This is a genomic window from Gemmobacter sp. (assembly GCF_046292685.1).
Classification (GTDB): domain Bacteria; phylum Pseudomonadota; class Alphaproteobacteria; order Rhodobacterales; family Rhodobacteraceae; genus Wagnerdoeblera.
In genome coordinates, this window is sequence record NZ_JBKBQM010000020.1 from 37,796 (window position 1) to 48,190 (window position 10,395).

Annotated in this window: 13 protein-coding genes and 1 tRNA gene; 7 read left to right on the forward strand and 7 right to left on the reverse strand. The window is 69.5% G+C overall.

Features of this window, described 5'->3' with window-relative positions; all coding sequences use genetic code 11:
- Positions 1 to 36: 36 nt before the first annotated feature.
- From ACK4S2_RS07745 to ACK4S2_RS07765, 5 genes are all read right to left on the reverse strand, one after another.
- Positions 37 to 744 carry a hypothetical protein gene (locus ACK4S2_RS07745; RefSeq protein WP_409622489.1) on the reverse strand — a complete coding sequence of 236 codons (708 nt, stop codon included), beginning with the start codon at positions 742 to 744 and terminating at the stop codon, positions 37 to 39.
- Entirely contained in the window at positions 741 to 2,030 is a 1,290-nt protein-coding gene (gene serS, locus ACK4S2_RS07750; protein WP_409622492.1) for a serine--tRNA ligase, read from the reverse strand. The genes ACK4S2_RS07745 and serS overlap by 4 nt, the downstream gene beginning before the upstream one ends.
- A gap of 263 nt (positions 2,031 to 2,293) precedes the next feature.
- On the reverse strand, positions 2,294 to 2,728 hold the full coding sequence (gene aroQ / locus ACK4S2_RS07755) for a type II 3-dehydroquinate dehydratase (RefSeq protein ID WP_409622495.1): 435 nt from the start codon (positions 2,726 to 2,728) through the stop codon (positions 2,294 to 2,296).
- An 11-nt stretch (positions 2,729 to 2,739) separates the two neighbouring features.
- Complete coding sequence (locus tag ACK4S2_RS07760; protein ID WP_409622498.1) at positions 2,740 to 3,162, reverse strand: cupin domain-containing protein; 423 nt, start codon at positions 3,160 to 3,162, stop codon at positions 2,740 to 2,742.
- A complete protein-coding gene (locus ACK4S2_RS07765) occupies positions 3,159 to 4,352 on the reverse strand; it encodes a phosphoglycerate kinase (RefSeq protein WP_409622501.1) in 1,194 nt (397 codons plus the stop codon). The genes ACK4S2_RS07760 and ACK4S2_RS07765 overlap by 4 nt, the downstream gene beginning before the upstream one ends.
- 123 nt (positions 4,353 to 4,475) lie before the next feature.
- Between ACK4S2_RS07765 and ACK4S2_RS07770 the strand changes: the two genes are divergently transcribed.
- The 5 genes from ACK4S2_RS07770 (at position 4,476) to ade (ending at position 8,808) form a co-directional block, all read left to right on the forward strand.
- A complete protein-coding gene (locus ACK4S2_RS07770) occupies positions 4,476 to 4,985 on the forward strand; it encodes a peptidylprolyl isomerase (protein WP_409622504.1) in 510 nt (169 codons plus the stop codon).
- Positions 4,978 to 5,529: a peptidylprolyl isomerase gene (locus ACK4S2_RS07775; protein WP_409622507.1), complete on the forward strand. Its 552-nt coding sequence runs from the start codon at positions 4,978 to 4,980 to the stop codon at positions 5,527 to 5,529. The genes ACK4S2_RS07770 and ACK4S2_RS07775 overlap by 8 nt, the downstream gene beginning before the upstream one ends.
- Positions 5,530 to 5,703: 174 nt before the next feature.
- Entirely contained in the window at positions 5,704 to 6,669 is a 966-nt protein-coding gene (gene speB, locus ACK4S2_RS07780) for an agmatinase (protein ID WP_409622509.1), read from the forward strand.
- Positions 6,666 to 7,109: a DUF1499 domain-containing protein gene (locus ACK4S2_RS07785; protein ID WP_409622512.1), complete on the forward strand. Its 444-nt coding sequence runs from the start codon at positions 6,666 to 6,668 to the stop codon at positions 7,107 to 7,109. The genes speB and ACK4S2_RS07785 overlap by 4 nt, the downstream gene beginning before the upstream one ends.
- A gap of 1 nt (position 7,110) precedes the next feature.
- Positions 7,111 to 8,808, forward strand: coding sequence for an adenine deaminase (gene ade / locus ACK4S2_RS07790; RefSeq protein ID WP_409622515.1), 1,698 nt, complete (start codon positions 7,111 to 7,113; stop codon positions 8,806 to 8,808).
- A gap of 93 nt (positions 8,809 to 8,901) precedes the next feature.
- Here ade and ACK4S2_RS07795 read toward each other — a convergent pair whose 3' ends face one another.
- Positions 8,902 to 9,135, reverse strand: coding sequence for a DUF6324 family protein (locus ACK4S2_RS07795; RefSeq protein ID WP_409622518.1), 234 nt, complete (start codon positions 9,133 to 9,135; stop codon positions 8,902 to 8,904).
- A 95-nt stretch (positions 9,136 to 9,230) separates the two neighbouring features.
- Here ACK4S2_RS07795 and ACK4S2_RS07800 point away from each other — a divergent pair, with 95 nt between their 5' ends.
- Positions 9,231 to 9,548, forward strand: a complete 318-nt coding sequence (locus tag ACK4S2_RS07800) for a hypothetical protein (RefSeq protein WP_409622521.1) — start codon at positions 9,231 to 9,233, stop codon at positions 9,546 to 9,548.
- A gap of 51 nt (positions 9,549 to 9,599) precedes the next feature.
- A tRNA-His gene (locus ACK4S2_RS07805) sits at positions 9,600 to 9,676 on the forward strand.
- A gap of 2 nt (positions 9,677 to 9,678) precedes the next feature.
- On the opposite strand, the gene ACK4S2_RS07810 is transcribed toward ACK4S2_RS07805, so the two are convergent.
- The gene (locus tag ACK4S2_RS07810) at positions 9,679 to 10,299 is read right to left on the reverse strand and encodes an aminotransferase class I/II-fold pyridoxal phosphate-dependent enzyme (RefSeq protein WP_409622523.1); all 621 of its coding nucleotides are present in this window, start codon (positions 10,297 to 10,299) and stop codon (positions 9,679 to 9,681) included.
- Positions 10,300 to 10,395 lie beyond the last annotated feature (96 nt).

Below are 10,395 nucleotides of genomic sequence, written 5' to 3' on the forward strand. Positions count from 1 at the left end.
CCCTCTGCCGGGCAGGGTGGCACGGCGGCGCGGCAGCTACAAGCGCCGGGTGACCCAGACCAGAACGGCCAGCAAGGCCATGCCGCAGGCGGCGGCGATGGCCACGGTTGGCGCCGCCCCGGCCGCCTTGACCGCGATGCCGAAGAACCCCCAGCCGGCCGCCACCGCATAGGCCGGCCCGGTGCGCAGCCGCACCAGCCCCAGCGCCGCCACCGCCGAGGCAAGCGCCAGCATCGCCAGCGCCGCCGCCGGGCCGGGCAGCAGGCCCCAGCCTTCGGCCACCACGCCCAGCGACACCGCCGAGGCCGCCGTCAGCCACCCGGCATAAAGCCCCAGCGGCACCCGCGCCAACCAGGCATCGCGCTGCGGGGCCCGGGCCAGCGCCAGCAACGCCGTGCCCAGCATGGCCCAGATCAGCACCGTGGCCGCGACGGGCGCCACATGCGCCAGCGGCAGCCAGCCCGCCCCCATGACCAGCGAGGCGATCAGCGGCCCCCGCGTCGCGTCCCAGTCCTCGGCCTCGGCCCGCTTCCACAGGCCGTAGCCGGCGTGGGCCACGAACCACAGGTAGATCGGCCCCCAGATCGCAAAGGCAAAGCCGGCCGGCTGGACCAGCGGGTTCGCCACCGGCACCGGCATCAGCGCAGGATCATAGCCGCGAAACGGCGGCGTCAGAAAGGCCGAGGCGACGAACCCCGCCCCGGCCAGCGCCACCAGCCCGGCCCGGACCCGCGCCGCCGTCATTCCAGCCGGCCGTCGGCGGCGATGCGCGTGGCGCCGCCCATATAGGGTGCCAGCACCGCCGGCAGGTCCACCGACCCATCCGCCTGCTGGCCGTTTTCCAGCACCGCAATCAGGCAGCGCCCGACCGCCAGCCCCGATCCGTTCAGCGTGGCGATGAACTCGGGCTTGCCCCCGGCCGGGCGATAGCGGGCGTTCATGCGCCGCGCCTGGAACTGGCCGCAGGTCGAGACGCTGGAGATTTCGCGATAACGGTTCTGGCCGGGCAACCAGACCTCCAGGTCATGGGTCTTTTGCGCGCCAAAGCCCATGTCGCCGGTGCACAGCACGATGGTGCGGTAAGGCAGGCCCAGCTTTTGCAGGATGGCCTCGGCGCAGGCGGTCATGCGTTCGTGTTCGGCCAGCGCCTGATCGGGGGCGCACAGCGTGACCATCTCGACCTTTTCGAACTGGTGCTGGCGCAACATGCCGGTGGTGTCCTTGCCGGCCGACCCGGCTTCGGAGCGGAAGCACTGGGTATGCGCGGTCATCCGCACCGGCAAGGCGGCTTCGTCCAGGATTTCGCCGGCCGCCATGTTGGTCAGCGTGACTTCCGAGGTGGGAATCAGCCACCAGCCATTGGTGGTCTGATAGCTGTCTTCGGCGAACTTGGGCAACTGGTTGGTACCATACATCGCCTCGGGCTTGACCAGGACGGGCGTCCAGACCTCTTGCAAGCCATGCTCGGAAATGTGGGTGTCCAGCATGAACTGGGCCAGCGCCCGGTGCAGGCGGATCGCGGCACCCTTCAGCACCACAAAGCGGCTGCCCGACAGTTTCGCCGCGGTGGCAAAGTCCAGCAGGCCGGACATGGCCGGAATGTCGAAATGTTCGCGCGGCGCAAAGTCGAAAGCGCGCGGGCTGCCCCAGCGGCGGATTTCGACGTTGCCGTCCTCGTCGGCGCCGTCGGGCACCTCGTCCAGCGGCAGGTTGGGAATGCGCATGAGGGCATCGCGCAGCTGGTCGTCCAACGTCGCGGCCTCGGCCTGCAAGCGGGCGATCTCGGCCTTCTTTTCGGCCACAAGGGCGCGCAGACGCTCGAACTCGGCCTCGTCGCCGCGGGCCTTGGCGGCGCCCACATCCTTGCTGGCCTTGTTCTGGTCGGCCTGGGCCGTTTCTGCCGCGAGGATACGCGCCCGGCGGTCGGCATCGAGCGCGAGGATCTGCGACGACATCGGCGCCAGCCCGCGGCGGGACAGGGCGCGGTCGAAGGCGTCGGGCGCCTCGCGGATGAAGCGGATGTCGTGCATGGGATGCTCCTTGACGTCGCGGGCGGATGCCCTCGGCCGGAATACAGGGCGCGCGAGCAGGCGGCAAGGGCGGCGGGACGCAAGCCGCGGCGTGGAACATACTGCGCACAGCGAAACAGGGGCCAATGGCACCGTCATTCGGCGGATCGACATGCAACCGGATTGTGTCCTGCGCAGTGCCGCGGGATGGCCGCGGTCAAACCCGGGGGGGGCGAGGTGCGGGTGGCGCGGGTGGCGGACAGGGTGGGTGCGGCCCGGAGGTTCTAGGCCAGCAACCGCGCCAGCCGCTGCACCGCCAGTTCGTACCCCTGCACGCCGCATCCCGCGATCACGCCTTCGGCGCGCAGCGACACATAGGAATGGTGGCGGAACGGTTCCCGCTTGTGGATGTTCGAGATATGCACCTCGATCACCGGGCCTTCGAAGGCGTTCAGCGCATCGAGGATGGCGACCGAGGTATGGGTGAAGGCCCCGGGGTTGATGAGGATGCCCGCCACCCGGCCGCGCGCGGCGTGGATCGCCTCGATCAACTCGTATTCCCGGTTGGATTGCAGCGCCTCCAGCCCGAACCCCAGCGAGGCCGCCAGCGCACGGCAGGCGGCCTCGACGTCGGCCAGCGTCTCGCGGCCGTAGATTTCGGGCTGGCGCTGGCCCAGCAGGTTCAGGTTCGGGCCGTTCAGCAGCAGGATCGTTCGCATGGTCGGGCCTTTCAGGCGCGGGGAATGTCGAAGCCGGGCGGGGCCAGGGTGAACCCGGCAAAGCGGAACCCCGGCGAGACGGTGCAGGACACCAGCGTCCATTCGCCGGTGCTGCGCGCCGCCTGCCAGTGATCGGGCGGCACGATCAGCTGCGGGTGCTGGCCGGCCAGCACGTCGGGGCCCAGGGTGCGATCCTGCGCCGGCCCCGCCGCGGTTTCGGCGGTGGACAGGATCAGCGGCACCCCGGCGTGGAACAGCCAGATTTCGGCGGCATCGACCCTGTGCCAGTGGCTGACCTCGCCGGCCTGCAACAGGAACAGGATGGCGGTGCCGCTGGGCCGGTCGTCGCCGGGGCCGGCCCAGGTTTCGCGGTACCAGCCGCCTTCGGGGTGGGGGGCCAGCCCCAACCGCGCGATCAGCTCCTTGGCGCTCACTGGTTCAGCGCCTCGACCCCCGGCAGGGCCTTGCCTTCCATCCATTCCAGGAAGGCGCCCCCGGCGGTGGAAATGTAGCTGAACCCGGAGGCCGCCCCGGCCTTGTTCAGCGCCGCCACCGTGTCGCCGCCGCCGGCCACCGACACGAGCTTGCCCGCGGCCGTCAGCTCCGCCGCCTTGCGCGCGGCGGCGTTGGTGGCGGCATCGAAGGGCTCCAGCTCGAAGGCGCCCAGGGGGCCGTTCCAGATCAGCGTGCGGCAGGTTTCGAACACGCGGGCGATGTTGGCCACGGCCTGCGGCCCGGCGTCGAGGATCATGGCATCGGGCGGGCAGGCCGTGGCGGCCACCACCTCGTTCGCGGCCTGGGCCTTGAATTCGCGCGCGATCACCACATCGGCCGGCAGGTGGATGGTGCAGCCCGCCGCCCGGGCCTTGGCCAGGATGCCGCGCGCGGTTTCGGCCATGTCGCGTTCGGCCAGGCTGCGCCCGACCTCCAGCCCCTGGGCCACGAGGAAGGTGTTGGCCATGCCGCCACCGATCACCAGATGTTCGACCTTGCCCACGAGATTGCCCAGCAGGTCGAGCTTGGTCGAGACCTTGGCCCCGCCGACCACCGCCACCACCGGGCGCACCGGCTTGCCCAGGGCGGCCTCCAGCGCCTTCAGCTCGGCCTGCATCAGGCGGCCGGCGCAGGCGGGCAGCAGCCGCGCGATGCCTTCGGTGCTGGCATGCGCGCGGTGCGCGGCCGAAAAGGCATCGTTCACATAGATGTCGCCCAGGGCTGCAAGGCTGGCCGCCATCATCGGGTCGTTCTTTTCCTCGCCCGGGTGAAAGCGGGTGTTCTCCAGCAGCAGCACATCGCCCCGTTCCATCGCCGCCACCGCCTGCTTGGCCGGGGCACCGATGCAGTCGTCGGCGAACAGCACACGGCGGCCGGCCAGCGCCGATTTCAGCGCCGGCAGCACCTGGCGCAGCGACATTTCCGGCACGACCTTGCCCTTGGGCCGGTCTAAATGCGCCAGCAACACCGGCTTGCCGCCGCGGCTGACCACATCGGCCACGGTCGGCACGATCTTTTCGATCCGCGTGGCATCGGTGACGCGGCCATTTTCCACCGGAACGTTGATGTCGACCCGGATCAGCACCACCTTGCCTTTCAGGTCCATGTCGTCGAGCGTCTTCCACGCCATCGGGAATCCTCCGTCGCTTGCGCCTTCGGTTTCCCAAGGGATCACGGCGGCGTCAACCGCTTTGGCCTTTTCTTGCGGCCGGCTTGCCCCTAAGTTCGCGCGACGTCAGACAAGGAGGCAGTCATGGCCGAAATCACCGATCCCGAAAACACCATCATCGTCACGCTCAAGGATGGCGACGTGGTGATTGCGCTGCTGCCCGACGTGGCGCCCAGGCATTCCGAGCGGATGAAGGCGCTGGCGCGCGCCGGGGCCTATGACGGGGTGGTGTTCCACCGCGTGATCGAAGGCTTCATGGCCCAGACCGGCGATGTGGAAAACGGCAACGCGAACAGCCCGGCCTTCAACATCCGCCGCGCGGGCACCGGCGGCAGCGACCTGCCCGACCTGCCGGCCGAGTTTTCCAAGCTGCCGCACGACCGCGGCACGCTGGGGGCGGCGCGGTCGTCGAACCCCAACAGCGCGAACAGCCAGTTCTTCATCAACTTCAAGGACAACCATTTCCTGAACGGGCAGTATACCGTTTACGGGCGGGTGATTTCCGGCATGGAGCATGTGGACCGGATCGTGCGCGGCGAGCCGCCGGCGAACCCGGACCGGATGCTGAAGGTGCGGGTGGCGGCCGATGCGTAAGCTGCTGGCAACCCTGGCCATCCTGGCACTCGGTGCCGGGGCGGCGGTGGCGGGCCCGAGGATCGCCATCGAGGTGGCGGGCGAGGCCAACGGCACCGTGGTGATCGAGCTGCGCGACGATCTGGCCCCCCGTCACGTCGAGCGCATCGTGACCCTGGCCGAGCAGGGTGCCTATGACGGCGTGGTGTTCCACCGCGTGATCGAAGGCTTCATGGCCCAGACCGGCGATGTGGAGTTCGGCAAGGGCAGCGACCTGTCGCGTGCCGGCATGGGAGGGTCGGCCTTGCCCGACCTCAAGGCCGAGTTTTCCGCCGCGCCCTTCGACCGGGGCGTGGTCGGCATGGCGCGGGCGCAAAACCCCGACAGCGCCAACAGCCAGTTCTTCATCATGTTCGCGCCGGGGCATTTCCTGAACGGCGACTATACCGTGGTGGGGCAGGTCGTTTCGGGCATGGATGTGGTGGACCGCATCAAGCGCGGTGCCGGCCAGTCGGGGGCGGTGCGCAACCCCGACCGCATGGTCAAGGTGACCGTGCAGCGCTGAGCGGCGCGCGGGGGCTGCCGCCCCCGCACCCCCGCTTCAAGGGGGCGGCAAGGCCCCCTTGAAAAACCCCCGGCGCCGACGCTGCGGGCACGCATTTGCCGGCCGGCAAGGCATTTACAGGGCGCCGGTCGCGGGCGATAACCACGGGCAGAGCGGACGAAGCCGGAGGGCGCCTTGGCACTGGAAGATGCGAAATCGCAGGTCGATCTGGCGTTCACCCGCGACGATCTGCGCGGTCTGGCCTTCGAGAATGCCTTCGGCGGTGCCCCGAGCTTTCTGCGCCGCCGCTACACCAAGGACTTGCGCGGTGTGGACCTGGCGATCACCGGCGTGCCCTTCGACCAGGCGGTGACGCACCGCACCGGCCCGCGCTTCGGCCCGCGCGCGATCCGCGAGGCCAGTGCGCTGCAAGCCTTCGATCCACCTTATGGCTGGGGCTATTCGCCGCTCGAGGAGCTGGCGATCGCCGATTGCGGCGACCTGGCCTTTGACTATGCAAGGGTGGCGGAGTTTCCGGCGGCGCTGACCGCGCATGTCCGCGGGATCCTCGGGCAAGGTGCGGGCACCATCGCGCTGGGGGGGGACCATTTCGTAAGCCTGCCGATCCTGCGCGCCTATGCCGAACGGTTCGGGCCCCTGGCCCTGGTGCAGTTCGACGCGCATTCCGACCTGTGGCGCGACGACGACCCCGGGCGGATCGATCATGGCACCTGGACCTACAAGGCGGTGAAGGAAGGGTTGATCGACCCCGGCCGCAGCATTCAGGTGGGAATCCGCACCGAATGCGACGACTATTGCGGTGTGGCCTTCATCGATGCGCGGACGGCGCATGAGCGGGGCGCCGCCTGGGTGGCCGCGCAGATCAAGGCGCGGGTGGGCGACGCGCGCTGCTACATCAGCTTCGACATCGACGCGCTGGACCCGGCCTTTGCCCCGGGCACGGGCACGCCGGTCTGGGGCGGGCTGGCCAGCTGGCAGGCGGCGGCGATCCTGCGCGATCTGGCGGGAATCGACCTTGCGGGTGCCGACGTGGTCGAGGTTTCGCCGCCCTTCGACCACGGCAACATCACCGCCGTCGCCGCGGCGCATGTCGCCACCGAACTGATCTGCCTTTACGGCTGGACGCGGAGAAAAGGGTGAAGAAGGTGCTGAACCTGCTGGTGGCGCTGGCGATATTGCTGGCGGGGATCCTGGTCTGGGTGCGGGTGGCGCCATCGGACCCGGCGGTCTGGCACGTGGACCCGGTGACGGCGCCCGACCCTGTTACGCCCAACTGGGCCCGCATCGCCCCGGGCGAGATCGTGGCCCCGGCAGGCAGCCTTGCGCCGAAGGTCGCGGCCTTTCTGGCCGCCGAGCCGCGGGTGCGGGTGCTGGCCGGTGCGCCGGCCGAAGGCTGGGTGACCTGGGTGCAACGCTCGCGGCTGATGGGATACCCCGACTATGTCTCGTTGCGCATCCTGCCGGATGGCGCGGGGCAGGAAACGGTGGCCGTCTTCTCGCGCGCCCGGTTCGGGCAAGGCGACTGGGGGGTCAACGCGGAACGGCTCGCGCGGTTGCGCGCGGCCCTGGCTGGAGGTTGACATGAGCGATCTGAACCGCCGCATCCGGCAAGGGCGGGGCACCGAACCGGCCGATCTGGTGCTGAAGGGCGGCACGGTGTTCTGCGTGGTGACCGGTGCCCTGATCCCGGGCGATGTGGCGATTTGCGGCGATACCATCGTGGGTATAGGGCATACCTATCAGGGCCTGCGCGAGATCGACGTGGCGGGCAAGGTGCTGGTGCCGGGTTTCATCGACACGCATCTGCACATCGAATCCTCGCTGGTCACCCCGTTCGAGTTCGACCGCTGCGTGGCGCCGCGCGGGGTGACCACCGCCATCTGCGACCCGCACGAGATCGCCAACGTCGCCGGCGTGCCGGGCATCCGCTATTTCCTCGATGCCGCAGGCCATACGGTGATGGACATCCGGGTCAACCTGTCGTCCTGCGTGCCGTCCAGCCCGATGGAAACCGCCGGTGCGCGGATCGAGGCGGCGGACCTTGTGCCGCTGATGGACCACCCGAAGGTGATCGGGCTGGCCGAGTTCATGAATTACCCCGGCGTGATCCACGAAGACCCCGGCTGCATGGCCAAGCTGGAGGCGTTCCGCGGCCGGCATATCGACGGGCACGCGCCCTTGCTGTCGGGGCGCGATCTGAACGCCTATGTCTCCGCCGGCATCCGCACCGAGCACGAGGCGACGGGTGCTGCCGAGGCGACGGAAAAGTTGCAGCGGGGCCTGCGGGTGCTGATCCGCGAAGGCTCGGTCAGCAAGGACATGGTGGCGCTGGCGCCGGTGCTGGATGTGGCGACCAGCCCCTACATGTGCCTGTGCACCGATGACCGCAACCCGTTGGACATTGCCGAACACGGGCATCTGGACCACATGATCCGGTCGCTGATCGCGCTGGGGCGCCCGGTGCTGGCGGTGTATCGCGCGGCCAGCCTGTCGGCGGCCGAGGCCTTCGGGTTGAAGGACCGCGGCCAGATCGCCCCCGGCAAGCGGGCCGACATCGTGGCGATGGACCGGCTGGAGGATTGCCGCGCCGATCTGGTGCTGTGCGGCGGCGTGGTGGTGGCGGATGCGGCCTTTGCCGCGCGCGGCAGCGTGGCCCCGGTGGCGCGCCAGTCGGTGAAGGCGCGCGCGGTGACGGCGCAGGATTTCCGCCACACCGGCAACCGCGACGAGGTGCCGGTGATCGGCATCTGGCCCGGCAAGATCCTGACCGAACATCTGCGCGAGCGGGTGCCGGCCGTCGATGGCGACCGCCGCCCGGACCCCGCGCGCGACCTGATGCGGATCGCGGTGATCGAGCGGCACGGGGTCAACGGCAACATCGCCAACGGTTTCGTGCGCGGCTTCGGGATGCAGGCCGGGGCGATTGCCTCGACCGTGTGCCACGACCATCACAACATCGCGGTGGTGGGGGCGGATTACGCCGACATGGCGCTGGCGGCGAACCGGCTGGGCCAGATCGAAGGCGGGTTCGTGGTGGTGAAGGACGGGGCGGTGCTTGCGGAACTGGCGCTGCCGGTGGCGGGGTTGATGAGCCTGGAACCCTTCGAGCGGGTGCACCAGAGCCTGGTCGCCTTGCGCGCGGCCGCACGGTCGCTGGGGGTGGTGCTGGAGGAGCCGTTCCTGCAGCTGGCCTTTCTGGCGCTGCCGGTGATTCCGCACCTGAAGATCACCGATCGCGGCATGGTGGATGTGGACCGCTTTGCCTTGATCGAAGGGTAGCGGCTGGCGGGGCAGGGGGGCTGTCTGCCCCCCTCTGGCCCGTGCCGGGCCATTCACCCCCCGAGGATATTTCGGTCAAGGTGAAAGGGGCGGTCAGCCGCGCTTGCCGCCTTTGCCGCCCTTGCCGCGGGGGGGTGCGCTGTCGGCGATGCGGCGCGCGGCCTCGGCGGCGGCGCGCAGTTCCTCGGCGATTTCCTCGGCCTCTTCGGGGTCGAAATCGAGCGGCAGGTCGATGCCTTCGGCCTCGACATAGATGCGGACCATGCCTTCGGTGGTCGGGCCGATCTGAAGATTGGCGGCGATGTCGCTTGGTGTGTCGATGCCCATGGGATCCTCCTGCAACCGGGTCCGGGTTAGCCTTCCTGCGGGTGCTGTGCAAGTGCGGCTGGACAAGCGGCGGGCGGCATGGCTGGATGCCGGGCATGTGGCCCGAGTTCCGCCTGTTCATCCCGGAAGATGCCGACTGGCTGGTCGAGCGGCACGGTGTGCGTTATGCGCGCGACGAGGGGGGCGACGACAGCTTTCCGGTGCTGGTGCGCGAGATCGTGGGGGGGGGCTGGCCGGGCACGATGCCGAGCGCGAGCGCGGCCGGATACCGGCGGATGCGGCTTTGGACGCATGAAAGCCACCGGGCGGCGGGGCGGCTTTATGCGCGCAACGGTTTTCGGCTTGACTCGGCGCAGGCGTGCCGATCCTTCGGGCAGCAGGTCGTGTCGCAGATCTGGGTACGCGAACTTTAGCCGCCAAACCTGCTTGCAATCGGAATTGGGCGGCGCTAAACCGCCGCCAGTGCCGCCTTAGCTCAGTTGGTTAGAGCACCAGATTGTGGATCTGGGGGTCCCCCGTTCGAGCCGGGGAGGCGGTACCACCTCAGCCAGCATCCGGCGATTGCAGCGTGGCCTCGATGGCGCGCGCAGGGCTCCTTGTTCCTTCTTCCAGCCGGTCCGGCGGGTTGCGGGTGAAGTTGATGCGGATCGAGTGCCGGTCCTGGCCTGCGGGGTCGAAGACCGAGCCGGGCGTGATGCAGACCCTGTGATCCAGCGCAGTTTGCAACAGCCGGTCGGTGTTCAGCGCATCGTCCCGCGCCGTGGCCCAGACGAACATGCCGCCCGACGGCACCTCCCAGGTCAGGCGGTGCGACAGGCGGCGGTCCATCGCCGCGAGCAGCGCATCGCGCCGGGCGCGGTACAGCGAGAGGATTTCGGGCAGAATCGCGTCGGCCAGGCCCGATTGCAGCGCAAGCAGCGCGATCTGCTGCGACAGGCCCGAGGTGCACATGTCGGAGCCCTGCTTGGCCGTGGTCAGCGCCGCAATCAGTCTGGGCGCGGCGATCACCCAGCCGATGCGCAGCCCGGGAGCCAATTCCTTGGATAGCGTGCCGATGTAGACCACCGGCCCGCCATAGACAGCGGCGCCCCCGCCGGCCAGCGACAGGATGCGCGGCAGCGGTGCGCCGTCGTAGTAGAGCGTTTCCCGATCATTGTGGTTCATAGGCTGCTGCGGTGAAGAAGTTGGCGCTCTCCCCGGGGGTGATGAGATCGACGAGCCGTCCGATGGCGTCCCAGAGGGCCGCAACGGTTCGCTCGG